Raw genomic sequence first — 26,707 nt, forward strand, 5'->3', positions numbered from 1 at the left:
CGTGCCCTTCTCCCATCGGTCGTGGTGGCCATGCGGTTCAACGCGGCTGAACCAGATCGCGCAAGACATCCTGCGGGCCGTTGCCGTAAGCGCTGTAACGGCCCGTCCGCTGTTCCCGGAGCACGGGCAGCACTCGCCGAAGCCGTGGCGCCGGCAGCGTGCTGCGGACCTGCTCATGGCCGAGTTTGTCGATCGCCGCTGCGATGAAGGCCTCGTCACCTGAAGCAATCTCGGGGGCGCGCGCAGCGAGCGCGCCAGCACGAGCGAGCAGGCGGGCATTGCGTGGTGTCCGCGGGGTTCGCAGCCTCGACATCCGGTCGCGGAGGCTCGCGCGCGAGACGCCGATCTGGTTGGCGTCGTGCTGCCGATACCCGATCAACGCGTCGGGGAGGACGACCATACGCCCGGACGCCGCGGCGACGATGGCCAACCACTCGTCGTGAACCCACGAGACTGGAAACGGCGTCGCCCGCTCGACCAGCTGCCGTCGGACGACCATCGTCGCCCCGGTCACGAGGTTTCGGCGCAGGAGCTCCCGGGCCGCGGAGTCCGCACCTAGACGGGCCAGCGTGCGCTCGTCGACGCCGAGCGTCTCGAGGAGCCGCCTGCCGAGCGGGGCGTCATCCGCGCCGATGAGTTCGGCGTCCGAGGCCACGAGAAGAACGTCGGGCCGTTCTCGGAACACCTGAACCGCGCGCTCGACGCGGTCCGGCCTCCAGATGTCGTCCTGGTCGCTCAATGCAATGAGGTCCCCCGTTGCAGCGCGCATCCCCCGCTCGAAGTTGCGGGTGACGCCGAGTGCGATCGGATTCGTGAGCACCACGAGGTCGAGCTGGTGCGTAGGGTCCCGGTACGACTCGATCGTCGCTCGCGCGAGTTCGATGGTGCCGTCCGTCGAGGCATCGTCCGAGAGGACGACTTCATCGATCGGCCGCTGCTGCCGCAGGATGCTCCGGAGTTGGGACTCCAGGAAGCGGGTGCCGTTGTGCGTGGCCACGACGACGGAGACGCGCAGCGCGCGGTCGCGTACGTCGCCCACACGGCTCCTCTCGCTCGACGGCCCGGCACCCGGTTCGAACACACGGTTCGCTCAATGCTACAAGCGGGCGCTCCACCTCGGCCGCCGTGCAATTCCGCGTTCGAGGGCCCGGACCGTCGTGTGTCAGCATGGATGAATGCGCCTCGACATCTTCATGCCGTTCTACGGGCGGTTCGACCATCTCCGGGAGGCCGTGCTCAGCGTGACCGCGCAGGACGACCCGGAGTGGCGCCTCGTCGTCGTCGACGATGTCTACCCTGACACGGCACCGGGCGAATGGGTCCGATCTCTGGGTGACCCCCGCATCGAGTACATCCGGAACGAGGTCAACCTCCGTCCGAGCCGGAACTACCGCAAGTGCGTGTCGCTCGCGGAGAGCGAGTTCGCGACCATCATGGGCTGCGACGATGTGATGCTTCCTGGATATGTGCGCAGGGTGAAGCAGCTCATCGCCGAGTTCCCGGACGCCTCGATCATCCAGCCCGGAGTGACCGTGATCGACGAGCACAGCCGGCCGGTGAGGCCGCTCGCAGACCGGGTGAAGCGGCTCTACCGGTTCTCGGGGCATGGCGCGCGCGCGTACAGAGGCCAGCAGCTCGCGACGAGCCTGCTCCGCGGAAACTGGACCTACTTCCCCTCGCTGTGCTGGCGCGTCTCTGAACTGCGGCGCCACGAGTTCCGGCTCGATCTCGACGTGGTGCAGGATCTGGCGATGCTGATGGACATCACCCTCGCCGGCGGGACGCTCGTACTCGACGACGTCGAGTGCTTCGCCTACCGTCGTCACTCCACGAGTGTGTCGGCCGTCACCGGCCCGGACGGCTCCAAGTTCCTGCAGGAGCTGACGCTGTTCCGGGAAATGGCCGATCGGTGCGCTTCGGCCGGCTGGACGCGGGCAGCCCTTGCCGCTCGGTGGCACTTCTCGTCCCGGTTGAACGCGCTCACCGAGCTTCCGTCGGCGCTGAGGACCCGAAACGAGGCGGGTCGCCGGAACCTCACGAGGCACGTCTTCGGCCGCTGAGCGACGCTGTGCCTTCCGGTCCGATTGATAGGATCTCCACATGACCTCCCGCCTCGAGCACACGCTGATCGTGCTGCCCGCGCTGAATGAGCAGGAGGCGATCGCCGGTGTCATCGCCGAGGTCCACGCGGCCATCCCCGAGGCGAGCGTCGTGGTCGTCGACGACGGTTCGAGCGACCGCACTGCGGAGGTCGCGGCCTCGGCTGGAGCGACCGTGCTCGCGCTCCCCTTCAACCTCGGCGTCGGGGGCGCGATGCGTCTCGGCTTCAAGTACGCGCTGGAGCACGGCTTCTCCTACGTCGTCCAGGTCGATTCGGACGGCCAGCACGATCCCGCCGCGGTCCCCGAGCTACTCGAGGCGCTCGACTCCGCCGATGTCGTCCTCGGCGCCCGCTTCGCCGGCGAGGGCGCGTACGAGGCACGCGGACCTCGACGGTGGGCCATGCGAGTCCTCGCCCTCAGCCTGAGCCGGCTGGCCGGAACGAAGCTCACGGATACCACCTCCGGTTTCCGCGCGACCGGACCTCGCGCTCTCGAACTCTTCGCACGCACCTACCCTGCCGAGTATCTCGGCGACACCGTCGAGTCATTGGTCATCGCACTCCGAGCTGGCTGCACCGTTCGTCAGGTGGCGGTCTCGATGCGCACCCGGGCCGGCGGAGTCCCCTCGCACAATCCACTCAAAGCGGCGATCTATCTAGGTCGAGCGGGGATGGCCTTGCTCGTTGCCTTGTTGCGCCCGCGGGAGACTCTGCGACAGGAACTGGCAACCGCATGAGCGTCACCACCTATGTCCTCGGCATCGCGGCAGCCATCGCCACCCTTGTCGTGGTCATCGAGCTGCTTCGCCGCCGGCGACTACGCGAACGTCACGCGGTCTGGTGGCTGCTCGCGGGATTCCTCGCACTCATCATCGGGATCTTCCCCCAGGTGCTCGTGTGGGCAGCGGGAGTCGTGGGCATCGAGATCCCGACCAACCTCATCTTCTTCGTCAGCCTCGTTCTGCTGTTCCTCGTCTGCATCCAGCATTCTTCCGAGCTGACCCGCCTGGAGGACAAGGTGCGCATTCTCGCAGAGGAGCAGGCCCTCGCCCGCCAACGGATCAGCGACCTGGAGGCGGCGCCCAGCGACGACGCGCACTGAGCCCGATCGTCTGTACGAGCAGCCCCGCGATGGGGCCGAACCAGAGCGCGAGGATCGCTCGCTCGACGAGCGGCAGCGGGAGCAGCAGTAGCCCGACGGTGGCGACCGCGGCGACGACCCAGCCGGCCGTGAACAACGAGTGGCGGTTGCGCGCGAGGACGAGCGGTCCAGTCACGCACAACGCCCCGATCGCCGCCGACGAGCCGATGACGCCCGCGAGAATGAACCCGGGAAGCGCGAACTCGGGTCCGAACGCGACGAGCATCAGCTGCTCGCCCCAGATCCACGCGACGCCGGCGGCCATCCCGCTGAATACGGCCACGATGCCCACGAGACGCGCCGCGTCCCGGAAAGCGTTCCGTGCGGAGGTCTTGAAGCGAACCACCAGATAGCTCTGCAGGGCGAGCACGACGACGACGATGGGGGCACGGGTGAGATTGATCGCGAACACCAGCGGCGCGAACTCCGTGGCATCGGCACCGCCGGTCGTCGCCCCGAGCAGGAGTGGGAAACCACTGATGAGCACACCCGTCGATGCTGCACCGATCACGGTTCGAAGGGAGTTTCCGATCAACCGCGATGCATCGACGTCCAACTCGAAGCGCCGACGCACCCCTCGGGCGGCGAACGGCCAGACGAGAAGCGGTGCCATGAGGAACGGGATGACGACCGCCCAGGCGACGACGACGACGTCTCCGCTGATGAGCATCGACGCACCGGCGAGCACGAGCCGCAGAACGCCATCGACGATGACCATCGCCGCGATCGGGCGCCACAACTGCAGTCCGTACAAGATGCCGGCGACGACGGTCACGATGACATACGAGGCGACGCCGAACGAGAGCGGCCAGATCAGCGAAGTCCAGTCTGCGCCGAACACCGATGGCGACCAGACCGGTGAGCTGCCGAGCACGAGCACCGCGACGGTGGCCGCCGCCGTGGCAGCGAATCCGATGGCGAGTCTGCTCGAGCGCCTCGTCGCGTCTCCACCCGGGGAATCGCTCCGGTGTGCGCTGCGGGTCACCTCTTGCTGAATGCCCGATGCGCCGCTCACCCAGAGGTACAGCGCCGACCAGAAGACGGCGAAGACGGCATAGGTGGATGCGCCGAGCGCCGGCCCCGAGAAGGCGGACAGGAGGTATCCCGCGCCTCCACCGACTGCGGTACCGATGAGGACCCAGCCAGCACCGCCGAGTGCGCTTCCGGCTCTAGCCACCGAAGGTCACAGCGTCTGCTCGATCCACTCCTGGAGATCGGCGATGCCGCGATCGAGCGACCACTCAGGTCGCCAATCGAGCGCCGCGAGGGAGTCGTCGATGTCGCATGATGCGTGGCGGACGTCGCCGTCGCGGAACGCCCCAGTGATGTGCGGCGCGGGCGCGCCGTGGTACTCGGCGAGCTTCCTCGCGAGCTCGAGAATGGTCGTGGCGACCCCGGAGCCGATGTCGAAACAGCTCGCGGGCGCCTCCGGCGGATTGACGGTGACGGCTGCCACCGCCGCCGCGACGTCGTGGATGTAGACGAAATCCCGAGTGATCAGCCCGTCTTCGTACACGGGGATCGATTCGCCGCGGCGCGCGAGCTGCGAGAACAGGGAGACGATCCCCGTATACGGGTTCGACAAGGACTGCCCCGCCCCATAGACGTTCTGGAATCGCAGAACGCTGAGCTTGGACCCGTGCGCGCCACTCCAGGCGGCTAGGATCTGCTCCTGGGCGAGCTTGGTGGCCCCGTAGATGCTGGTCGGCGACGGCCAGGTCCGCGCAGCCGCACTCGGAAGCGACACAGCCCCCGGGAAGTCCCACTGGCCGGATACCAGTTGAGCGTGCGAACGCTGACCGGGGCGGAAGGTGGAGCCGTCAGCGCGCTGCCACTCACCCTCGCCGTAGACTGCCCGCGACCCGCTGAACACGAAGTGCGCGGGTACATGGCCGACGCGGCTGAACCCGTCGAGCATGGCGGTGGTTCCGACGACGTTCACCTCAGCGTGCCGGGTGGCCTGATGCAGCGACTGGCCCGTGCCGGTCTCAGCCGCGAGATGGATGACCGTGTCGGGACGGACATGGGCGAGTAGCTCGTCCCAGGTAGCTGCTCGTGCGACGTCGGCCACGACGAGCTCAGCGGACCCCGCGAGCGACGCCGGCCGGACGGGCTCCGGGTGAACCTGCGGGTGGAGATTGTCGACGACGACCCAGCGCTCGGCTCGCTCAGCGATCAGTCTCGACACTGACGTGCCGATGAACCCGGCGCCGCCCGTCACCAGGACGGTCCCCAACTCGGTCACATGGAGTCCTTTCGTCGAGTGCACAAACCCAAGAGAGCCTACCCGACCTCAGATTCCGGCTCGGCTGTCGTCTGCTGTGGCGAGGAGGTGCGGCCAGCGCGGGACCTGCGGGCGAGGGATCGGGAGCGCTCATACCAGTAGCGCACTCCTCGCCCGGGGCCCCAATCCTTCAGCGCGAGCGCCCACTTCTCAACCCCGTGCCAACTGAGCCAGGCGCATCCGCCGGCGATCACGACGGTCGAAAGCACCCACGGCAGGTAGCCCCAGCGGTACCAACCGAGGGCCGCGGTGGCCTGCTGGACGAGGAACCCGTACACGTAGATGCCATAGGAATAGTCGTTCTTCGCGCCGATCCGCTGGGACCACTTCGGAAGCCGGGCCGCCATCCAGAGCAGGAGATACGCGAAGGCGGGGTATCCGATGAGGGTCCAGCCCGACGTTCTCAACGAGACGATCACGGCGGCCGCGGAGAGCAGGGCCAGGCCGTCGTGGAAGACGATCTCCTTCGAATAGACGGCGATCGTTGCACCGATCATGAAGATCAGGCCGAGCTTCAGCGTGTACCCATCCGCCAGCTGAGGCACGACGGTGCCCGCAGCGCCAGGCACGATCTTCGAAGCGAGTTCCATGACGAAGTAGAAGGCGGTGATGCCGAGGACCAGGAGTCGTGCCCGCTTGAGGATCCCGAACATCACCAGCACGGCGATGATGAGGTAGCAGCCGAACTCGTAGGCCAGCGTCCACAGCGACCCATTGAAGACGCTACCGTGCACGGCCTGACCGTACGGTGTGTCGACGAAGATGTCGTGGATGCCCCACTGTCGCATCGTCAGGTCGGCGTTGCCGGTGAAATACGCCACCGGCCCGCCCGGCCCCAGGGTGAGATAGTCGGCGAGGTCCCGCCCCATCACCAGCCAGGCGATCGGGCCGACGATCAAGGAGCCGACGAGGAGCACGATCCAGAACGCTGGGAAGATCCGCAGCACGCGGCGCCAGAGGAACTGCACGACGTCCGCGTTCATGCCCGATTTCGCGATCAGATAACCGGAGATCGCGAAGAACCCTGCGACGGCGAATCCACCGATCGACTCCTGTCCGCGCGACCAGCCGAGGCTCGGGTTCGGTCCGAATCCACCCAGCGGGAACGCGTGATCGAAGATGACCGCGGTGGCGAGTACCAGACGGATCACTCCGAGCGAGTTCCGGTGCCCGGCGAGCGCCTCACCGATCGATCCGGGGCGCGTGCCCGCGATGCGCGCAGGAACCAGTCCCTGCGTCTCGGTTGACGTCATTCCGCTCCTCGGTAAGCCTGGCGCGGCGCGCCCGTGAATTCCCCGCGCCAGCGGCATGCCAATGATACGTGGTCGCACCGGTCGCCACTCGCGCCCCGCAGGCGCTCGATACCGCCGGTGGCCTATCCTGAACTGGTTTGCCCCCTCCGCCACGCCTGGAGCGCCGATGATCGACCGAACGGCCATGCCCGCCGCCCGTCTTGCTCCGTGGAGCGTGTTCGGCGCGGTGTTCGCCCTGTTCTCACTGCTGATGGGGATCTGGGCGCTCGCGTCGCCACTCATGGCTGTTCCGGACGAACCCGCCCATGCGATCCGCGCAGCGGCAGTCGTACGCGGACAGTTCATCGCCGGTGCATCCCCTGACCAGCCGTGGCAAGCTGAGGTGACAGTTCCCCGCTTCGTGGCGCACACGGGCTCACTGACCTGCTTCGCGTTCGACCCGACGAAGTCGGCCGCATGCCAGACGCCTCTCGACGGCGACCAAGACGAGTTGGTGCCGGCGCCGACTTCCGCGAACGTCAACAGTCCCGCGTACTACGCGATCGTCGGCCTGCCAACGCTCGTCTTGAGCGGCGACGTCGCCATCTACGCCATGCGCCTGGTCAACGCCGTGCTGGTGGCCGCGCTCATGGGATTCACCGCGATGGCCCTCAGTATGGCCCGATGGGCACGGTGGTCGCTCCTCGCGTTCGCCGTCTCGGCCACCCCCATGCTCCTGTTCCTCGGCGGTTCCATCAATCCGAACGCCGCCGAGATCGCATCGGCGATGGCGGTGTTCGCCGCACTCGTCGCGGTGCTGACTGCGCCCATGTCCGATCGGCGGCTTTGGGCCCTCACCGCCGTCACCATCGGCAGTGTGTGGATGCTGGTGAACACGCGGAGCATCGCCCTCCTGTGGTTGGTGGTCGTCGTCAGCGCCGCGCTCGTGCTCGGCCGACCCGGCGTCGTCCGCCGGGTGCTTCGGCGGCCGGCCGCGTGGGTCGCTCTCGCCGCCTCATTCGCTGTCTCGCTCGCCGCCTTCGCCTGGTACACCAAGCCGCAGATCGATGCGCCTGCCGGCTCGGCGCCCGACTACCCGTTGATGGGCGCACCGTTCTTCACGGGATTTCAACTCATGCTCGAGCAGACCTTCGATCTCTTCTCTGGTTGGGTCGGCATCTTCGGATGGCTGGACACTGCGGCTCCGGGATGGGCGCAGGGGGTATGGGCGATCCTTCTCACGACGCCGGTCCTCGGGGCGATCGCATTCGGCAGCGGGCGCGCTCGCATCGCAACGATCCTCTTGGTGGCGGCTGCGTTCCTCATCCCCCCGATCGCCCAGGGCGTGTTGATCACCGACTACGGTCTCATCTGGCAGGCACGCTATGCGATGGCCGTCTACTGCTGCATGGTGATCTGCGCCGGCATCGCGTTGGACGGTATCAGGCAGGACGCGCCACTCCCGTCGCGTGGCCGCATCGGAACCGTTGCACTGGTGTTGGCTGCGTTCGGCCAACTCGTGACCTTCGTCTGGGTCCTCCGGCGGTACGTTGTGGGCACAGGCGGCTGGGCGGACATGCTGCTGCGCCCGGAGTGGCAGCCTCCCCTGGGCTGGCTCACGCTCACAGTGGCCTTCGCCGCCGTCCTCGCCGCAGGCGTGGTGTTTGCCTCCCGGGCCCTGCACCCGCGACTGGTCGCAGCCAACGGGGTGGAGGCGGTCGACGCGATCCAGCCCGTCGTGCCCGCGGGCACGACGCCCAGAACGAAGTCAGCGGGTTAGGTACGCGTACAGGTGAAGGGTACGGTCTTGTGCACCCTCGACCACGCGCAGCGGAACGAGGCAGCTGTACCCCTCGAGCCTGAACTCGGACACGACCCATCCGGGGTCGGCGTGAGCCGCGACGACGGGATCGCAGGGTGAGATCTGCAGGCGCATCATGGTTCCCACATTCCGTTCGATGACGGCTGGTCGGCCTTCCGGTGCAGGCATCCATTCGTACTGCGCGTAATTGTTCCAGAGTGCTTCCTGATCGGGAGCGAGATCGCTCATCAACTCACGATCCGGGTACGGTGTGGTTCCCGATACGCTTTGGAATCCGGCAGATCGGACCCGCGCGACGCTCGCGAGATCGCCGAAGACGAGAACTCGCGGGTTTTCGGAAGGGTCGGCCGACTCGCGGAGCGCCACAGCGAGCGGATCCTCCTCGAGCGGAGAAATGCCGTGTTGGAGAGGATTCACCGGAAGCCAGCTGGCAGCGGCGTACACCGCAAGGACGAGAGCGGCCCATCCCGACCACGACGGGACCAGGACGCAGGCAGCAGCGACCCCGAACACGACGCCGCTCGCGGCAGCGAGCCAGCTCGACACCAGCGTGGTGTCCCACGGGAGCGACTCGGCGGACCAGACCGTCAGTGCGGCGGTCGCCAGCGCGGCGGCCGCGAGCCAGGGCCAGGACCACACCGCCGGACGCCGTCTCACGGTGGTCGCGAGCGCGAGCAGCAGTATCGATGCGAAGCCGAGAGCCAGCGGGACGCGCGCGGGTTGAATCCGATCGAGCAGCGTGATCGCCCCGAACCAGGAGGGAAGCGGCAGAAGCGCCCACGCCAGAAGCAGAACGATCGCGGCCGAGACTCCCGCGAGCATTCCGAACGGTGCGTCGTCCCGCCTCACACGAAGCTTCTTCCTGCGGACGGCCAGGAGCGCGATTCCGAGCGCGACGATCACGACCACGGCCACCGGGAACCAAGACGACGAGGCCCCCGACTGATTTGCGATCTCCCCACCGAGACCCGACGCACCGAGGCTCTGTCCGGCCGCCCCGGTCATCCAGAAGTTCAACGGCGCATCGACCAAGGCGGCCGCCGATGCAGAGCCCGCCTCCACACGACGCTGTCCGGGGTAGATCGTGCCGGCGATCGCCGCGATACCGGCCGAGTGGGTCGCATACCAAACGCCCATGACGCCGCCGGTCGCCAGGATGGCAACTGAGGAAGTCCAGGCGAGCCTCCACCAACCGGGGCGCCGATCGAGCACGTAGCCCACGCAGAGCAGGGCGATCACAATCAGCACGGAGATCTGCCAGCCCGGGTAGAGGACAAGTGTCTGGCTGATCACCGCATAAGCGGCCACGAGCGCGAAGGCGCCAGCGAGGGCTGCCCGCCGCGCCTGCCAAGCGGCAATCATCGCCGCGCCCGCTGCGACACCCCAACCGAGGAACAAGGTCGGCGCCCACCACGCGGAGTACGGCGTGAACGTCGCGATGACCGCGAATGCAGCCGACAGCAGGATGCGCCGGGTCAGGAGCCCGAAAAGCGCGTACGTCGCAACCACGCACACGACGAAACCCCACCACCAGTTCCATGCCAGCCCGCGGCCCGGATCGAGGAGGGCGAAGCCCCAATCCTGCGCCCGGAACGCGATCGACCAGTCCAGCGTCGGGCCTCCGCCCGCCGCGACCGCCTGGTCCACCTCTGCCAGCCCGACCCATGCGGTCGCAGGCATCCCCTGCCGCGCTGAGGAGATCGCGTTCGGGGTCTCGAGGAGGTACTCGTCGCTGCGTACGCCCAGCGGAGCACCCGCGATCAGGCCCCGGTTCTCGGGATGGTCGGCGAACGCGCTGATCGACGAGCCCGACAGATCCAGTCCGACCAGCACCGCGAAGAGGGCCACCACGATGAGCGGCAGCACCGCCCACTCCCAGCGCCGCGCCGCCGCAGAACGCCCAGGGTTCGTCGTTCCCCGTTCTGAGAGAGGCAGGGGTGAGCGCATCCGAACCTTTCTGACTGCAGGCGACGGCCGTGAGTCTAGCAACGTCATCCCCCCGGGACTCGGCACTCCACCGTGCTAGTCTCACAGGCTGGCCGGGGAGGGACGATAGTGAGCAATGGCACGCATGAGCATCCGCGGATCCTGATCTGCACTCCGGATTCGATCGGTGAGCAAATGGCCGGGCCGGCCATTCGAGCGCTGGAAATGGCGAAGGTACTGTCCGCCGGCTGTGAGGTGCGCTTGGTGTCCACCCAGCAGGCCGATCTCACGCGCGCAGGGATCACGATCGCGTACGCCGACGACGACGCCTTGCGCCGCCACGCCGACTGGGCGGATGCGATCGTGTTCCAGGGGCACGTGTTGGCGAGCCATCCCTGGCTCTCCGACGCGCGATACGTACTAGTCGCCGACATCTACGACCCCATGCATCTCGAGGTGCTGGAACAGACCCGATACCTCTCACAGGACGACCGCGAGCACGTCTCAGCGATCACGACGGAGGTGCTGAACACGCAGATCGAACGCGCCGATTTCCTGATCTGCGCGTCTGAGAAGCAACGCGACTTCTGGCTCGGACAGCTCGCGGCGCTCGGACGGATCAATCCTCGGACCTACGATGCGGACACCAGCCTGCGGTCGTTGCTCGCCGTTGCGCCGTTCGGTATCGGCGACGAACCGCCCGTCCAAAGCCGGCACGGCATCAAGGGCACGGTTCCGGGCATCGGCGCCGACGACACGGTCGTCTTGTGGGGCGGCGGGATCTACAACTGGTTCGACCCCATCACGCTCATCCACGCAATCGATCGCCTGGCCCCGAGGCATCCTGATCTTCGTCTGTTCTTCCTCGGCGTCAGCCACCCCAACCCGAATGTGCCCGAGATGGAGGTCTCGATGCGCACGCGGGAGCTCGCGGCCGAGCTCGGCCTCGCCGACCGCGTGGTGTTCTTCAACGAAGGCTGGGTGCCCTACGCCGAACGCGCCGATTTCCTGCTCGATGCAGACCTCGGAGTCAGTACTCATTTCGACCATCTGGAGACGGCGTTCAGCTTCCGCACCCGGATCCTGGACTACCTCTGGGCGGGGCTGCCCATCGTCGCCACGGACGGCGACACGTTCGCCTCCATCATTCGCGAGCACCAACTCGGGCGAGTGGTGCCACCGGAGGACGTCGATGCGCTCGCCGACGCACTCGAGCGTTCGCTGTACGGCGACGGCGAGGCGGAACGGCTTCGCGCCAATGTGCGCACGTACGCGGACCGGATGCGGTGGTCGACGGTCCTCGCCCCGGTCGCGGCGTTCTGCCGGAACCCCCGACGAGCCGCCGACCGCGGAGTGGAATCGGTGCGCCGTCGAGAGCAGCGCTCGCTCGAGATCCGCGTTGAGGCGCTCGAACGCAGCACGTCCTGGCGCATCACGCGCCCACTGCGATGGGCGGCAGGCAAAGTGGCGCGCCGCGCGATGAGGCGGGCGCAGTGAGCTGAGCGCGTGGCGCCTCGACCGCGCGACGCAGCCTTACTCGCCGATGAACAGCAACGCTGTGTAGCTCACGGCGCCGAGGCCCGCGAGGACGACCGAGGATGCACGCCGCTCGCGCACGAGCAGCGTCGCGCACGCGACGAACAACGGGTAGAGCGACAGTCCATACCGCTCGGGTAGCGGGAAGTAGTCACCGGTCGTGACTTTCACCATCACGGCCAACAGCGGCCCCAGGACGAGCGCCATGGCGAGGGTGCCGTAGGCGAGCGAAGCGGACGATGAGGACGAGCGACTGACAGCGGCGAGGCCGACCACCCCGACGACGCCCACCCACGTCGCGATCCCCGAGACCAGGATCGCCGCGCCCGCCGGGCCGCCGACGCCCTGACCCGCCCCGACGAGATAGCGGAACACGAGGCCGAGAAGGGTGTCCCCGGTCAGCGGCTGGGCCGTGCCCTGGTCGCTGTAGATGTGCAGCGAGAGCATCGAACGGATACCCAGCCACAGCAGCTGTGCCGACACTGCGGAGAGGACCATCCCCAGCGCGACGAGCGTGCGTCTGTCGCGGCGGAACTCGCGCCACCCGCCCGCTCCAACCGCCCTCGACAGCGCGAGGAACAGGAGGGCCAGTGCGATCGCACCGACGGCTGCGAAATTCTGGAACTTCAGCCAGACGACGACGGGCGCGGCGCCCACCAGCCACCATCCTGCGGACGCGCCTTGGACGAACCTGATGGCGAGGTAGAGCAACAGGGCGCCGGCGAGCATTGTCGGCGCATCGGTGCTGAGGTACGTCGTATACCAGTACGCCGGAAGCGAGCCCACGACGAGCAGCGTCGCCCCGCCCCCGATCCACGGGGAGACCCGGAGCCGACGCAGCGCGAGGTACAGCAGAAGCGCGGCACCGGCGAGCCACAGTGCGCCCATGAAGCGGCCGGCCTGCGTCGGCGAGTCGATGAGGCCCGTCAGGATCAACGGCTCGGCAAGCGCGCGGGTGATCGCGAAGTAGAGCGGCGTGTAGATATCGGCCGACGTGATGCCCCCCATCGGGAACCGACTGTCGTCGTCGAGGATGGTCGAGGCGGTGGTGCAGCGGTCGTCCGGCACCGGAAGGAGGATCCGCAGGCCGCGGCACCCGAGTTCGCGCCTCGCATAATCACCGACCTCCTCCCCCTCACGCACCACACCCTGCTGAAGCACCTTGTCGTAGTAGTCCACGTAGACGTACTCGTCGATCGGCGAGAGCGACTGGTGCTGAGGAACGTGCACGATGCCGACGAGGAGGCTCGCGACCACGAGGAGCACGGGGACGAGCCAAGTTCCGACGGATCGTCGCGCGGTCGGACCTGGGCGAGTGGGTGCGGAGGACGGCTCGGTCACCGACCTACTCTCTCATGGCCGGCCCTGCTGGCCGAGCCGGGCAGGCACCTGGAGTGGAGTACGGTTGCGGTGTGTGAAAGGGGTCGAATGGCAGGAAGCTCAACGGCGAGACTCCGCAATGCGTTCTGGCGTCGCGTCCGCACGGCGGCACGAGGCGACTCGATCGTCGCGGACCGCCTCCGACGCGCCGATCAGGACTGGCGCATCCGCGATCTCGTCGGCTCGCGTGTGTTCGACCTCGACTACTACCGTTCCCAATCTGGCATCGACTTCGCGACGCGGCGTGATGCGGCCAAGCATTTCCTCGAGGCCGGGGACGAACTCGGTATCTCACCCAGCCCCCTGATCCAACCGGAGTGGTACGCGCACCACGGCGGGGCTCGCGCATCCGGTGCGATCACCGAGCTGCTCTTCGGCGGCGTGCCGGTGACGACCACCGCGCCGTGGTTCGACGGACGGCTGGTCGAGGGCCGCTCGGTCGCGACCATGCGCGACGCGCTCGACGTCTTCCTCGCAGGAGCGGACGACGACACGATTCTGCCGACCCATCCGCTGTGCGCGGGCACTCCCACACTCGGTGCGGCCCGCCGCGCGGCGCTGGAGGCATCCGAGGAGGTTCGCCGCAGGGAACACCTGAACCGACCCCGGCTGCTCGACTCATTCGAATCGCAGCGTGTCCCTGTGGCCGAGACCGGCCCTCTCGTCTCGGTGATCATGCCCGTTCGGGACCGCGCCGACGTCGTGGGTGCCGCAGTGCGATCCGTCACCGATCAGCGCTATCGCAACTGGGAACTCATCGTCGTCGACGACGGATCGACCGATCGCTCCGCGGATATCGTCGCGGAGACGGCCGATGGAGACCCGCGCGTCCAAATCGTCCGGGGACCGGCTGCAGGCGTCTGTGCGGCGCGGAACGCGGGGCTTGCGGCTGCCTCAGGTTCATTCATCGCCTTCCTCGACTCGGACAATCGTTGGCTCCCCGAGTTCCTCGGTGCCAGCGTCGCCGCCCTGATGGAGAGCGACGCGGTCGGCGTCCACGCCGTCGTCGAACTCGTCGATGATGCAGGGCGCCGACGGTTCCTCGCGATCGAGGGCGACCGCGAGGACCTGCTGCATGGAGGGAACTTCGTCGACCTCAATACGCTCGTCACTCGCCGTGATGCGGTCGAGCACATCGGCGGATTCGACGAGTCGCTGCGGCGATGGGTGGATTACGACCTGGCCATCCGGCTCGCCGGGCTCGGACGCCTGGAACTCCTCCCGTTCGTCGGCGTCATCTATGCGGAGTCGAGCGACACGGGGCGGATCAGTCGAATCGAAGCGCCCGGCTGGGAGCAGCGCGTCCTCGCGAAATACTTGCTGGACAGCCCGATCTCATCGGATCCGGTGATTCGCGATCCCGACCTCGTCTCCATCGTGATGCTGACGTACGCTGACTGGTGGGGGACGCTGCGCGCGGTGCGGGACGTCCTTCGTCACACGTCAGGCGCTTCATTCGAGCTGCTCGTGGTTGACAATGGATCGCCCCGCAACACCGCCGAGATCCTCGTCGCCGGCCTCACCGACGCGCCGCACACCACGCTCGTGCCCTTCGAGCGCAACCGCGGATTCGCGCTCGGGAACGACCTCGCGTTCACACGGACGAAGGGGGCCACGATCGTGTTCTTGAACAACGATGCCTCCGTTCACGCGGGCTGGCTGCCGCCACTGCTCGCAGCACTGGACTCGGGTGCAGATGCGGCGCAGCCGGTGACCCTGAACCCTGACGGCTCGATCCAGAACACCGGCCTCTCCCTCGTCGCGGACGAGCCTCGACCGGTCGTGTCGACCGAGCTGGTCGAGGGCGTCGAGCCCATCGACTTCGCGAGCGGGATCGCCATCGCCCTACGGTCGAGTGCGTTCGCCAGGGTCGAGGGCTTTGATCCCCTGTTCACGAACGGGTTCGATGATGTCGACCTGGGACTGCGGCTTCGTACGTCTGGTCGGGGCAAGTTCGTGGTGGTCGGAGACTCGTTGGTGACGCACCACGAGCGGTTCACCCCCGGCCGGTTCGACGCAGACGAGGCGAACCTCAAGCTGCTGGCCGAGCGGCGACGTGACGCGGAGCGTCGGGCACAGCCTTCGGCACTATAATTACCGGAGCCGACCCGGAGCGAGATCCCATCTGATGACATCCCAAGAGCGATTCGACGCGCTTGCGCGACAGCCCATGCACGTGGTCGGATCGACCGGTACTCGAGGGATCTTCTCTTCACTTCGCGAGATCGCCGGTCATCGCGAAATGCTCTCGCTCCTCGTCCGGCGCGACCTCAAGGCTCGCTACAAAGACAGCACGCTCGGATTTCTGTGGACGCTGATCCGGCCGCTGACGCAGCTACTGATCTACTACATCGTGATCGGCAAGTTCCTCTCGGCGGAGCGAGGCATCCCTGATTTCGCCGTGTACGTGTTCACCGGACTCACCGCATACGGGCTCTTCAGTGAGATCGTTTCCGGTGGCACGGCGTCGATCGTCGGGAACGCGGGCCTCATCAAGAAGATCTACCTCCCGAGAGAGGTGTTCCCGCTCGCGACCGTGGGCTCGGCACTCTTCAACTTCTCGATCCAGCTGGCGATCCTGCTCGCCGCGACGCTCGCGCTCGTCGCATTCCCGATCGGCCCGGACCTGGTCTACTTCATCCCCGGAGTGCTCGTGTTGCTCATCTACGGCACCGCGTTCGGCCTTCTCCTCGCCGCCGTCAATGTCTATCTGCGGGACATCCAGTACCTCGTCGAGGTCCTTCTGCTCCTCCTGCTCTGGGCCTCGCCGATCGTGTACTCATGGGAGATGGTCAGGGACGTTCTCGGCGCCGGCCCGGCGCTCGAGATCTACACGAACAACCCCATCACGCTCGGGGTGCTGGCATTCCAGCGTTCGTTGTGGACCGCCGGCGCGGAGACCGCGGCTTACCCGTCCGACCTGATGCTCCGCCTCGGCATCGCGATCGTCATCGGCGTCCTCCTGCTCGTGGGCGCCCACCGAGTTTTCACCAAGCTGCAGGGCAACTTCGCCCAGGCGCTGTAGGAGCGACATGAGCCAGACTCACACCAGCGCCGCGATCACGCCTGCTGAAGCACCCGACATCGTTCGGGTGACGGGAGTGTCCAAGCGGTTCATTCTCAGGAAAGACAACTCCCTCAAGGAGCGACTCGTCACCTTCGGCCGACGCGGTCGACGCCATCGGGAGGACTTCTGGGCGCTCCGCGACGTCACCGTCGCGATCCAGGCCGGTCACACCGTCGCACTCATCGGTCACAACGGCTCCGGGAAGTCGACGCTCTTGAAGACGATCGGCGGCATCATCGACCCGTCCGCCGGCACCGTCGAGCGGCGTGGACGGATCGCAGCACTGCTCGAACTCGGCGCCGGGTTCCACCCCGACCTCACCGGCCGCGAGAACGTCTTCCTCAACGCTTCCATCATGGGACTGTCGCGGAGCGAGACGGAATCCAAGTTCGATGCCATCGTCGAGTTCTCGGGAATCGGCGAGTTCATCGACACGCAGGTCAAGTTCTACTCCTCCGGGATGTACGTGCGACTTGCGTTCGCGGTGGCGATCCACACCGACCCGGATCTCCTCCTCGTCGACGAGGTCCTCGCCGTCGGGGATGAGGCGTTCCAGCGCAAGTGCCTCGACAAGATCCGCGAGTTCCAGGAACAAGGGCGCACGATCATCCTGGTGACGCACACGCTGAGTCAAGTGACAGAGCTCTGCGACCGCGCGATCCTGCTGAACGGCGGCAATGTCGCTTACGACGGCGACCCTCGTGAGGCCGTCGCCCGCTTCCGCGACATCCTTGAGGACCGCCGAGTGAGCGAGCTCCACGACACCCACCCCGAGCAGCCCGATCACGAGGCGGTGATCCATCGGGCGGTCGCGCGAGTGGCGGGGCGCGGCGAAGCCGCCGATCTCGAGATCGGCGACGATCTCGAGATCGAGATGGACGTCGAGTACTTCACGCCGACCGAGGACTGGTTCTGCGCGATCCAGATCGACACGGCCCTTGGCCAGATCGCCTACGGTACGACGACGCGCCGGATGGGAATCCAGCTGGCTCCCGTGAGCGGGCGGCGGACCGTTCGGTTCACGCTGTCGGACACCCGCTTCGGCACAGGCAAGTACTTCGTCAACCTCTCGCTGATGCAAGGCTCCGGTCGACATGTCTTCGATCTGCCCCAGGGCTGTTCGTTCAATGCGGCGGGCGACGTACTGGCCGTCGGAAGCACCTATGCACGACCGTCGTTCGAGGAACTCGGGTCAAGCGCGTGAGACGCCCTGGAGAGGCCGCAGTATGAGCCCTCGTGTGCTCGTCGTCACGGTGACCTACCGGACGGGAGAGACGCTCAGACCATTCCTCGACAGCGTCCGCACGGCGAGCGTCCGTCCGCTCGAGGTCGTCGTCGTCGACAATGCATCCGGTGACCTCACCGTGGAACGCGCGCTCACCGATGCAGCGGGAGCGCGTCTGATCGAGTTGCCAGACAATCGAGGCTACGGGTCCGGAATCGCCGCGGGTGTCGAGTCATCCCAGCCGTCCGACTATGTGCTGGTGGCGAATCCGGACGTGGTCTTCACGCCAGGTGCGATCGATGTGCTGGTCGATGCCGCAGAAGCCGACCCGGCGATCGGGGCGATCGGCCCGAGAATCGACAATCCCGATGGAACCGTCTACCCGTCGGCACGAAAGCTCCCGTCGATCGGCGCCGGCATCGGGCATGCCCTGCTCGGGTCGGTCTGGCGCAGCAACCCTTGGACGCGGGAGTACCTGGCGGAAGGCAAAGCGTCGGCCGCCGGGCGGGATGCCGGCTGGCTGTCCGGGGCGTGCGTTCTCGTACGGCGGCGTGCCTACGACCAGGTCGGCGGATTCGACCCGAAGTTCTTCATGTACTTCGAGGACGTCGACCTCGGCGCCCGGCTCGCCGACGCAGGCTGGCGTAATCGCTACGAGCCGGCGGCCGTAATCACCCACACCGGCGCGCACTCGACGTCGAAGGTCGGTGGCGCGATGGCCGCAGTGCACCACGACAGCGCCTACCTGTACCTCGCGAGCCGGTACGACGCGTGGTATCAGGCGCCCGTCCGCGTCCTGCTCAGGGTCGGTCTGAGTGCTCGCAAGCGTTTGGTGACCCGCCCGTGAGACACCCTCGCGACATCGACGGCGGGCCGCTCGAGGTGGCACGCTGGGCCCTCGGGGCACCGTCGAGGGTCCTGCGACGCACCTACTCTTCCCTACGTCGGCGCATCGACGAGTGGAGTGCACCACCACGGGCCGCACGCGCCCAGGCGCGCGCCCAGCGTGAGTGGGTCCGTTCCGTCCGAGCCCGGCTCCGCCGCCCGGCCGAGGTCGAGGTCCTGCAAGGCACCCCCGCGGCCGACGCCCTACCGGTGATCATGTGCCTTTGGAACCGCCCTCAGCGCATTGACGCAGTCCTCGCCCAGCTCGACGCACAGACATCGTCACGCGGTATCCGGCTGATGCTCTGGAACAACCAACCGGACCACGACGCAATCTACCGGGCGGCGATCGCGGCGTACCGGCGCGACGGTTCACTTCAGAGTGTCGAGTACCACGTAAGCGATGCAAACCTGGGCGGCTTCGCGCGGTTCTTCCTCGCTCGGCACGCCAGGCGTACGGGATCGTCTTCACCGGTCTTCATCATGCTCGACGACGACGAGGACGTGACGCCGTCCTTCGCCGACGACATGCTCGCGTCGGCGGGCCCACGAATCTACGCCGGGCTGTGGGCCTGGCGGTACCTGGGCTCACATTGGGACCGCGTCCCGGCAGCAGTCGGCGAGGAGGCCGACTATGTGGGAACGGGCGGCTCGGTATGCGACATGCAGCTCGTCGACGACGATCGTTTCTTCACGACCCTGCCGCTGCGTTTTGCGTTCCTCGAGGACCAGTGGCTGAGTTCATGGGCCCGACGACACGGCTGGTCGCTACGCAAGGTCGAGACACCGGTCGAGTTCGTGCTGCATGAGTCGAATCAATTTCCGGCGCTCGCGGACCTCAAGGACGAGTTCCGCATCTATCTCGATCGACTGCCCGCGGTCAGCACACGGCGAGGTAAGCGACTCGGTCCGTGATCACTTCTGGTCCACCGAGCAGCATGAGCGAGGATGCCTTCACTGCGTCCTCGCGCAGCTCCGGCGCCACGCAGTCGGCGAACGAGACATAGAGCGGAGCACGCGACTTCCCGGCGGCCGCCGAGCCCGCGAGTGCATCCGGGAAGGAGACGCCCGTCGCGACATACATCCTTGCGGCATTCGGGAAGGCGTCCCGGTTGATGGCCACACTGGTGCGATAGCGGTCCGGACCGGCGAGTCGCTGCACGGTGATGCCCGCCGCGACGAGTCCCTGCTCGACCCCAGCCGAAATCGCGGCGGTGCCACCCACGAGCTTGACGCTCGTGATGCCGAGCGTTCGCAAGGTGGTGATCGTGACAGGATCCACCGCCGGAAGAGCGCCGTTGGTGAGCAGGACCGGCACGCGCTGCGCGCCGGCCGCAGCACTGGCCGACAGCGCGTCAGGAAAGTCCATGCCGGTGGCGAGATAGGCCGTCGTCGCTGACCCGAACGCCCGCTGTGCCACGAGCTTCGCCGTCTCGTATCGGTCCGCCCCGGCGATGCGGGTCACCGGCGCGAGCTTTGACAGCTCGGACTGCACAGCAGGACTCACTGCGGCAGGTCCGCCGACCAACACGATCGAGGAGGGCTTGAGCCGCTGCAACTCGGCGGTCGTCGCCGCCGGGACATAACCGGGATCCGTCAGGAGTAGGGGTCCTCCCTGTACCGCGGCCGCCCCACCGGCAGCGAGGGCGTCAGGGTAGTTTCCTCCGGTCGTGACGTAGACGATCGGCGCCGTGGTCGGGTACGACGACTTCGAGATGCTGACCGCGGTGTCGAATCGGTCCGCCCCGCCTAGTCGAGTGGCAGCCGGGTTGGGCGCGGTCGTCGGGTTGCCGAACCACGCGTTGTAGTAATTCCAGAAGTTGCGGTTTCCGTAGGAAGCGCACGGATCGCTGCTGGCACCCCAGCCCGCCGCGAGCGAGGCGGCGTTCGGCTGATACGGGGTGTACCAGTACAGGGCCGCCGTCGCGATATTGCTGATGTACACCCCCGGTGCGCCGCAGGCGGTGTTCGGGTGGTATTGGATCGGCCTGACCTGGCCCACCGCGTACTTGCCGCTCTGGTACATGGAACTGCCGGGGTTCGTGTACCACGTGAGTTGCCTGGCAGCGGCGTAAACCTGGTTGAAGAACCCGTAGTACTGGGAATCGCAGACACTGGTATCCGGACATCCCATGCCCATCGCCTTGCGGAGTTCGAGCGACGTGGGCGCTGACTTGGTGATGAGGCCCTGCTCCTTCTGCAGGGTGACCAGGATGACCTTGGCGCTGAGGCCGCACGCCCGTTGGACTTTGTAGATGATCCGGGCGGCGCTCTCGCCGGGTGCCCCGGAATACGGAGAACATGTACCGAACGACCATGATGCGTTCGGCGTATCGATACGGAGCGCGGCGAGACAGTTCGAATTCGCACAACTGCCGACCTTGGACTGGAGAAACGCTTGAATCTCAGCCTCGGTCATCGCCCAGGAGTTGAAGAAGTTGAAGTCACTGATCAAGTTGCCCGGTGAGAACGTTGGCGCGGCGGCCGCGGTGAACAGCTCCGCCTTCGCGGAACCCGCGTCGACCAGGGGCGGAGCTGGCTGGATCGAGGGGCCGGCCGGCTCTGAGGCCTGCGGTTCGGTGCCCTCACCTGGCTCGCCCTGTATCGGTTCGGCCGTCGGCAGGGGTGTCTCGGTCGGCCCAGGGGTCTCGGTCGGCACAGGACTCTCGGTCGGCGCGGCTGGATCCTCGGGCTCGCCCATAGCCTGGTCCGTCTCGAATCGGGCCGACGAGCCGGCTGCGGTGTGCGCCGTCGCCGAGGAAGCGGCACTAGCCAAGTTGGATGATGGCGCCGGCGCCGCGACAGCGGCGAGCGGCTGGACCGCCAAGGTGATCGCTGCGATCAGCGCAGCGGAGAGCAATGCCGTTCGTGTTTCCCCCACTCGCTCGACGCTACCGGTTTCCGGTCGCGACGCGCGACTGCATTCTGGCGTGTCATGCGTCCCGACCGTCGTGCGTTCTTGGTCGGGAGAGTCAGGCGCTCACCGACGAGCGCTCAACGCCGCTTCGTACCGGAATTCGCGAGCCGCTCGAGATACGATCCGTACCCGCTCTTCCGCAGCGGTGCAGCGAGCGCTCGGAGCCCGGCGTCGTCGATCCATCCGGCCCTCCAGGCGACCTCCTCGATGCATCCGACCTTGAACCCCTGCCGGTCCTCGATCACCCGCACGTACTCGGACGCCTGCATCATCGACTCGAACGTGCCTGTGTCGAGCCACGCCGTGCCGCGATCAAGCACTTGGACCTTGAGCGATCCGTCCCGGAGGTACCAATCGTTGACCGAACTGATCTCCAGCTCACCGCGAGTGCTGGGTTCGATCGTCTTCGCGACTTCAACGACCCTGTTGTCGTAGAAATACAGACCAGGTACCGCAAAATTGCTCTTCGGCTCAGCGGGCTTCTCCTCGATCGACACCGCCGCGAACGACTCGTCGAATTCGACGACACCGTACGCCGTGGGGTCTACGACCTCGTAGGCGAAGATGAGCGCACCGTTCACATCGTTGTGGGCGCGAAGCGCCGACCCGAGTCCGGAGCCATGGAAGATATTGTCACCGAGCACCAGGGCTACGGACTCGTCACCGATGAACTCCTCGCCGATGATGAACGCCTGGGCAAGGCCATCGGGCGAAGGCTGCACGGCATACTCGAGGCGGATGCCGAGCTGCGAGCCGTCACCGAGCAGCGCCCTGAACTGGTCGTTGTACTCAGGGGTGGTGATGATCAGGATTTCGTTGATGCCGGCCATCATGAGCGTCGACAACGGGTAGTAGATCATCGGCTTGTCGTAGATCGGCATCAGCTGCTTGGAGATGCCCTTGGTGATCGGCCACAGCCGAGTGCCGGATCCGCCGGCGAGAATGATGCCGCGCATCGAGGTTATCTTCCTTCGTTCAGCGAGCGATAGAACGCGCGTGCGGCGTCCCACGTCGGGAGCACACCCGCCTCTGCGGCCTCAGCGAGACTCGGCGCGTCCGTGTCCTTCGGCGAGAGCACCAGATGGGCTTCGTCGATCGGGAACTCCAGGCCGACGCCGGGGTCGAGCGGGTCGATACCGTGCTCGCGTTCGGCGTTGAACGTCGAAGTCACGAGGTAGCTGACGGTCGCGTCATCGGTGAGCGCGATGAAGCAGTGCCCGAGCCCCTCGGCGATGTAGATCGCCCTTCGGTCGACGTCATCGAGGAGCACGGAATCCCACTGTCCGAAGGTCGGCGAACCAACTCGGATATCGATGACGAAGTCCAGGACCGCGCCATGGGTCGCAGTGACATACTTGGCCTGGCTGGGCGGGATGTCGGCGAAATGAATGCCTCGCACTACCCCGCGCTTGGAGACCGAAGTGTTCGCCTGCTCGAGTCGCAGCGGGTGTCCGATCGCCTGCTCCAGCCGATCGAATCGGTACCACTCCAGGAAGACGCCGCGGTCGTCGCCGAACTGTTTCGGGGTGATCTCGTAGCTGTCGGGGATCTTCAGTTCGCGGATCTGCACCCCGAGAGTGTAGCAACCGACGGCAAGGCCCTCTCATAGTGCGCAAGGGGTCTTGCGCGCCGCCGGATAGGATGTCGGGGTGTCAAACCTCCTCGTCACCGGCGGAGCCGGTTTCATCGGCTCCAACTTCGTTCACTACGTGCTCGCGAACACCGACCACTCCGTGACGGTGCTCGACAAGCTGACGTATGCCGGGAACCTGGCCTCGCTCGACGGGCTGCCCGAGGACCGCTTCCGGTTCGTGAAGGGCGACATCGCCGACGCCGGGCTCGTCGACTCGCTCATCGCCGAGCACGACGCCGTCGTGCATTACGCCGCCGAGAGCCACAACGACAACTCGCTCGCCGATCCCCGGCCGTTCCTCGACACGAACATCATCGGCACGTACACGCTGATCGAGGCGGCTCGCCGGCACGGCACCCGCTTCCACCACATCTCGACCGACGAGGTCTACGGCGACCTGGAGCTCGACGACCCGGCACGTTTCACCGAGCAGACGCCGTACAACCCGTCGAGCCCCTATTCCTCGACCAAGGCCGGCAGCGACCTCCTCGTGCGGGCATGGGTGCGCTCGTTCGGACTCCAGGCCACGATCTCGAACTGCTCGAACAACTACGGGCCGTACCAGCACGTGGAGAAGTTCATCCCGCGACAGATCACGAACGTCCTGCGCGGCGAGCGGCCCAAGCTCTACGGCGCCGGCGAGAATGTCCGCGACTGGATCCACGCCAACGACCACTCCTCCGCCGTCCTCACAATTCTCGAGAACGGCGTCATCGGTGAGATCTATCTCATCGGCGCGGACGGAGAGAAGAACAACAAGGAGGTCGTGGAGCAGATCCTCACCGAGCTCGGGCAGCCGGCCGACGCGTACGACCACGTCACCGATCGACCGGGCCACGATCTCCGCTATGCGATCGACTCGACCAAGCTGCGCACCGAGTTGGGCTGGGAGCCGCGGTTCGGCGACTTCGCGGCGGGCCTCGCCGACACCATTCGCTGGTACCGCGAGCACGAGGACTGGTGGGCGCCGCAGAAGGACGCGACCGAGGCACGCTACCGCGAGCAGGGCCACTAGCCGATGAAGGTCCTCATCACCGGCGCATCCGGAATGCTCGGCCGAGACCTGCAGGCCGCGCTGAGCGATCGCGAGGTCACCGCACTCGGCCGAGCCGACCTGGACGTGACGGATGCCTCCGCGGCGCGCGAAGCCGTCGATGGTCACGACGTCGTGATCAACGCCGCCGCGTATACGAAGGTCGACGATGCGGAAACGCACGAGGACGAAGCGTACGCAGTCAACGCGATCGGCGCCGCCAACCTCTCCATCGCCGCGGCCGCCGCGCAGGCGCGGCTCGTGCAGGTGTCGACGGACTACGTGTTCGACGGCAGCGCGACGTCGCCATACCCCGAAAACGGGCCGCATGCTCCCATCTCGGCCTACGGCCGGACGAAGGCCGCCGGTGAGCGACTCGCGCTCGAAGCGAATCCAGGCGCCACGTTCGTGGTGCGTACGGCGTGGCTCTACGGCGCGCACGGGCCGAACTTCGCGAAGACCATGCTGAAACTGGCTGAGACCAAGGACACATGGTCGGTCGTCGATGACCAGGTCGGCCAGCCGACCTGGACGGGTGACCTCGCTCGCCAGATCGTCGCGCTCCTCGATACCGATGCGCCAGCGGGCATCTACCACGGCACGAACCGAGGGCAGGTGAGCTGGTTCGGCTTCGCGCGTGCAGTGCTCGAGGAGGCCGGGCTCGATCCCGATCGCATCACGCCGACCGACAGCTCGGCGTTCGTGCGACCCGCGCCTCGCCCGGCGTACTCGGTGCTCGGACACGACGCGTGGTTCCGCGCCGGGCTCGCGCCGATGCGGGACTGGCGTGAAGCGCTCACGGCTGCAACGGAGGCCGGCGTCTTCACGGCCTGAACCGCCGCCGGCCCGGCTCAGCGCGAGAACCGGTCGTGCTGCAACCGCCCACCCCACCTGGCGTGCAGAAGATCCGTCTCGTGCGGCAGCACCTTCGCGTCCCGTGTGCGCGACTCGAAGTGGTAGAGCTTGACGCGCCCGAGAACGAGGATGCGGTGCCCCCGGTCTCCGATCTTCTGCGCGAGGTCGACGTCGTTGTAGTTTCCCGCGAACTCGCGACTGAAGCCGCCGACCTTCATGAAGAGGGACGCCGGGACCATGGCGCACGCCGCCGTGACCCCCGAAACCTCACGGGTAGCGCTGAGCAGCGCCGGGTCGACGAGGGCGCCCGGCATGAGCCCGAACCCCACGTGGCCGGCGGCACCGCGCTCGTACCGGTGACCGAGATGCTGGATCGACCCGTCCTCGAAATAGAGGGCGCTGCCGACCATGCCGACCTCGGGCTGCTGCGCGACGCCGACCATCTGGTCGAGCCAGTCGGGGGTGAGCAGTTCCACGTCGTCATTCAGCATGAGCAGAAACTCGCCCTGCGCGATGGCCGCGCCTCGGTTCATCTTTGCGCTGAAGTTGAACGGCTCGCTCCATCTGACGAGGCGGAGGCGATCGCCGGCGACCTCGTCGAGCGCGTCGATGACCTCCTGGGGGGTGGGGTCGTCGGCTACGACGATGATCTCGTAGCGGCGCCAAGTCGTGCGTTGAACGATGCCGCGCACGGCATCGACGACGAAGGCGCGATCACGTCCGGCGATGCGGTCGCGGCCGCCGCGGGTCGGGATGATGATCGAGACGAGCGGCTCCCCTTTCGGCCGGTAGACGACCTCGCGGACCCCCCCGCCGAGCGCGATGCCAGCATCGACACCCTCCCACCGCAGGCGTTCCTCGAGCACCGCCGCGGCACGCGCAGCTCGGTCGCCCGAGGGAAGGTCCACGCCCGCACCGATCCCGAGATCGTGCGGCACGCGCACGATCTTGGCAGCGTCGGTACCGAGCAGGAGATCCAGCAGCTGAGCACCGTCGGCGTCAGCACGGAACCCGCCTCGCTCACGAAGCGCGGCGGCCACGACGACCACGACTGGTCCGAGGTCGTCGATTTCGCGCAGGCGGAACACGGAGTAGTCGGCGGCGGGGCGCGGAACGCCGCTCGGGCTGCGGGAATCTCCGAAGAACACCTCGGCCTCGGGGTGTTCGAGCGCGGCCTGTTCGATTGCACGGATCGCATCGGGCGCGAGCCGGGCGCCTGGGCGCACGAGGGCGAGAAGCGGTTCGGTTGCGGAGGCGAGTAGCTGCGCGCCTTCCACGGCGGTCTCGGGTACCGAGGCGACTCGGACGAGTGTGGACCCGATGGCGGGAGCTGCCCCCCGCTGTCGAGCCCGCCAGGCCTCTCGCTTGGCGCGACGAATCGCCTTCTTCGCGAGGGCGGTGGCACCGGTCGCACGAAGCCGGCGCATGACGCCGCCCCTGATCCGACGTTTGAAGGTGAGCGGCGGATGCTCCGCCACCAGCCCGTAGCGCGCTGCCGCATCGAGGGCGACGGTGCGGTCGACACGTGCGAGCTCCGCCTCCCAGTGGAGCTCAGCTTCCCCGATCTCGACCTCGCGCGCCGAATGCCAGCCTTCGTTCAAGAGCTCTGTCGTCCTTTCGCCGAACGGCCATCAACTACTCTAATCTGGGTGGCCGATCGAACGATGTGC

Annotated in this window: 22 protein-coding genes; 12 read left to right on the forward strand and 10 right to left on the reverse strand. The window is 67.1% G+C overall.

Translation table 11 applies throughout. The annotated features are described in order from the left end of the window. Positions 1–37: 37 nt before the first annotated feature. Positions 38–1,039, reverse strand: a complete 1,002-nt coding sequence (locus ABIQ69_RS11770) for a glycosyltransferase family 2 protein (protein WP_350347309.1) — start codon at positions 1,037–1,039, stop codon at positions 38–40. Between the two features lie 136 nt (positions 1,040–1,175). Between ABIQ69_RS11770 and ABIQ69_RS11775 the strand changes: the two genes are divergently transcribed. The 3 genes from ABIQ69_RS11775 to ABIQ69_RS11785 are packed head-to-tail and all read left to right on the forward strand — an operon-like array spanning position 1,176 to position 3,203. Continuing rightward, on the forward strand, positions 1,176–2,060 hold the full coding sequence (locus ABIQ69_RS11775) for a glycosyltransferase family 2 protein (RefSeq protein ID WP_350347310.1): 885 nt from the start codon (positions 1,176–1,178) through the stop codon (positions 2,058–2,060). Between the two features lie 40 nt (positions 2,061–2,100). Then, positions 2,101–2,838 (forward strand): glycosyltransferase family 2 protein, encoded by a 738-nt coding sequence (locus tag ABIQ69_RS11780; RefSeq protein WP_350347311.1) that lies wholly within the window; start codon positions 2,101–2,103, stop codon positions 2,836–2,838. Further along, positions 2,835–3,203, forward strand: a complete 369-nt coding sequence (locus ABIQ69_RS11785) for a DUF2304 domain-containing protein (RefSeq protein ID WP_350347312.1) — start codon at positions 2,835–2,837, stop codon at positions 3,201–3,203. Before ABIQ69_RS11780 ends, ABIQ69_RS11785 begins: the two co-directional genes overlap by 4 nt. On the opposite strand, the gene ABIQ69_RS11790 is transcribed toward ABIQ69_RS11785, so the two are convergent. From ABIQ69_RS11790 to ABIQ69_RS11800, 3 genes are all read right to left on the reverse strand, one after another. Continuing rightward, on the reverse strand, positions 3,163–4,419 hold the full coding sequence (locus ABIQ69_RS11790) for a hypothetical protein (protein ID WP_350347313.1): 1,257 nt from the start codon (positions 4,417–4,419) through the stop codon (positions 3,163–3,165). The two genes, ABIQ69_RS11785 and ABIQ69_RS11790, sit on opposite strands and share 41 nt — an antisense overlap. A gap of 6 nt (positions 4,420–4,425) precedes the next feature. Beyond that, positions 4,426–5,463, reverse strand: a complete 1,038-nt coding sequence (locus tag ABIQ69_RS11795) for an NAD-dependent epimerase/dehydratase family protein (protein ID WP_350347314.1) — start codon at positions 5,461–5,463, stop codon at positions 4,426–4,428. Between the two features lie 62 nt (positions 5,464–5,525). Beyond that, positions 5,526–6,779, reverse strand: a complete 1,254-nt coding sequence (locus tag ABIQ69_RS11800; protein ID WP_350347315.1) for an acyltransferase — start codon at positions 6,777–6,779, stop codon at positions 5,526–5,528. Between the two features lie 166 nt (positions 6,780–6,945). On the opposite strand from ABIQ69_RS11800, the gene ABIQ69_RS11805 reads away from it, so the two are divergent. After that, the gene (locus ABIQ69_RS11805) at positions 6,946–8,538 is read left to right on the forward strand and encodes a DUF2142 domain-containing protein (protein ID WP_350347316.1); all 1,593 of its coding nucleotides are present in this window, start codon (positions 6,946–6,948) and stop codon (positions 8,536–8,538) included. Here ABIQ69_RS11805 and ABIQ69_RS11810 read toward each other — a convergent pair. Continuing rightward, complete coding sequence (locus tag ABIQ69_RS11810) at positions 8,527–10,446, reverse strand: hypothetical protein (RefSeq protein ID WP_350347317.1); 1,920 nt, start codon at positions 10,444–10,446, stop codon at positions 8,527–8,529. The two genes, ABIQ69_RS11805 and ABIQ69_RS11810, sit on opposite strands and share 12 nt — an antisense overlap. Positions 10,447–10,635: 189 nt before the next feature. Between ABIQ69_RS11810 and ABIQ69_RS11815 the strand changes: the two genes are divergently transcribed. Beyond that, positions 10,636–12,003: a glycosyltransferase gene (locus ABIQ69_RS11815; RefSeq protein ID WP_350347318.1), complete on the forward strand. Its 1,368-nt coding sequence runs from the start codon at positions 10,636–10,638 to the stop codon at positions 12,001–12,003. Between the two features lie 36 nt (positions 12,004–12,039). Here ABIQ69_RS11815 and ABIQ69_RS11820 read toward each other — a convergent pair whose 3' ends face one another. After that, the gene (locus ABIQ69_RS11820) at positions 12,040–13,308 is read right to left on the reverse strand and encodes a glycosyltransferase family 39 protein (protein ID WP_350347319.1); all 1,269 of its coding nucleotides are present in this window, start codon (positions 13,306–13,308) and stop codon (positions 12,040–12,042) included. Positions 13,309–13,611: 303 nt separating this feature from the next. Between ABIQ69_RS11820 and ABIQ69_RS11825 the strand changes: the two genes are divergently transcribed. The 5 genes from ABIQ69_RS11825 (at position 13,612) to ABIQ69_RS11845 (ending at position 19,514) form a co-directional block, all read left to right on the forward strand. Further along, positions 13,612–15,516 carry a glycosyltransferase gene (locus ABIQ69_RS11825; RefSeq protein ID WP_350347320.1) on the forward strand — a complete coding sequence of 635 codons (1,905 nt, stop codon included), beginning with the start codon at positions 13,612–13,614 and terminating at the stop codon, positions 15,514–15,516. A 34-nt stretch (positions 15,517–15,550) separates the two neighbouring features. Beyond that, on the forward strand, positions 15,551–16,447 hold the full coding sequence (locus tag ABIQ69_RS11830; protein WP_350347321.1) for an ABC transporter permease: 897 nt from the start codon (positions 15,551–15,553) through the stop codon (positions 16,445–16,447). A gap of 7 nt (positions 16,448–16,454) precedes the next feature. Further along, on the forward strand, positions 16,455–17,693 hold the full coding sequence (locus ABIQ69_RS11835) for an ABC transporter ATP-binding protein (RefSeq protein WP_350347322.1): 1,239 nt from the start codon (positions 16,455–16,457) through the stop codon (positions 17,691–17,693). Between the two features lie 34 nt (positions 17,694–17,727). Then, a complete protein-coding gene (locus ABIQ69_RS11840) occupies positions 17,728–18,561 on the forward strand; it encodes a glycosyltransferase family 2 protein (protein ID WP_350347323.1) in 834 nt (277 codons plus the stop codon). Positions 18,562–18,899: 338 nt separating this feature from the next. Next, complete coding sequence (locus ABIQ69_RS11845; protein WP_350347324.1) at positions 18,900–19,514, forward strand: hypothetical protein; 615 nt, start codon at positions 18,900–18,902, stop codon at positions 19,512–19,514. On the opposite strand, the gene ABIQ69_RS11850 is transcribed toward ABIQ69_RS11845, so the two are convergent. From ABIQ69_RS11850 to rfbC, 3 genes are all read right to left on the reverse strand, one after another. Continuing rightward, the gene (locus ABIQ69_RS11850; RefSeq protein WP_350347325.1) at positions 19,480–21,300 is read right to left on the reverse strand and encodes a cell wall-binding repeat-containing protein; all 1,821 of its coding nucleotides are present in this window, start codon (positions 21,298–21,300) and stop codon (positions 19,480–19,482) included. The two genes, ABIQ69_RS11845 and ABIQ69_RS11850, sit on opposite strands and share 35 nt — an antisense overlap. Before the next feature lie 293 nt (positions 21,301–21,593). After that, a complete protein-coding gene (gene rfbA / locus ABIQ69_RS11855) occupies positions 21,594–22,472 on the reverse strand; it encodes a glucose-1-phosphate thymidylyltransferase RfbA (protein WP_350347326.1) in 879 nt (292 codons plus the stop codon). A 5-nt stretch (positions 22,473–22,477) separates the two neighbouring features. Then, positions 22,478–23,086 (reverse strand): dTDP-4-dehydrorhamnose 3,5-epimerase, encoded by a 609-nt coding sequence (gene rfbC, locus ABIQ69_RS11860; protein WP_350347327.1) that lies wholly within the window; start codon positions 23,084–23,086, stop codon positions 22,478–22,480. A 79-nt stretch (positions 23,087–23,165) separates the two neighbouring features. Here rfbC and rfbB point away from each other — a divergent pair, with 79 nt between their 5' ends. Continuing rightward, the gene (gene rfbB / locus ABIQ69_RS11865) at positions 23,166–24,164 is read left to right on the forward strand and encodes a dTDP-glucose 4,6-dehydratase (RefSeq protein ID WP_350347328.1); all 999 of its coding nucleotides are present in this window, start codon (positions 23,166–23,168) and stop codon (positions 24,162–24,164) included. A 3-nt stretch (positions 24,165–24,167) separates the two neighbouring features. Beyond that, positions 24,168–25,016, forward strand: a complete 849-nt coding sequence (rfbD, locus tag ABIQ69_RS11870; protein WP_350347329.1) for a dTDP-4-dehydrorhamnose reductase — start codon at positions 24,168–24,170, stop codon at positions 25,014–25,016. A gap of 17 nt (positions 25,017–25,033) precedes the next feature. On the opposite strand, the gene ABIQ69_RS11875 is transcribed toward rfbD, so the two are convergent. Beyond that, on the reverse strand, positions 25,034–26,638 hold the full coding sequence (locus ABIQ69_RS11875; RefSeq protein ID WP_350347330.1) for a glycosyltransferase: 1,605 nt from the start codon (positions 26,636–26,638) through the stop codon (positions 25,034–25,036). Positions 26,639–26,707: the final 69 nt, after the last annotated feature.

Origin of the sequence: Agromyces sp. G08B096, assembly GCF_040267705.1 — a bacterium.
Taxonomy (GTDB): Bacteria; Actinomycetota; Actinomycetes; order Actinomycetales; family Microbacteriaceae; genus Agromyces.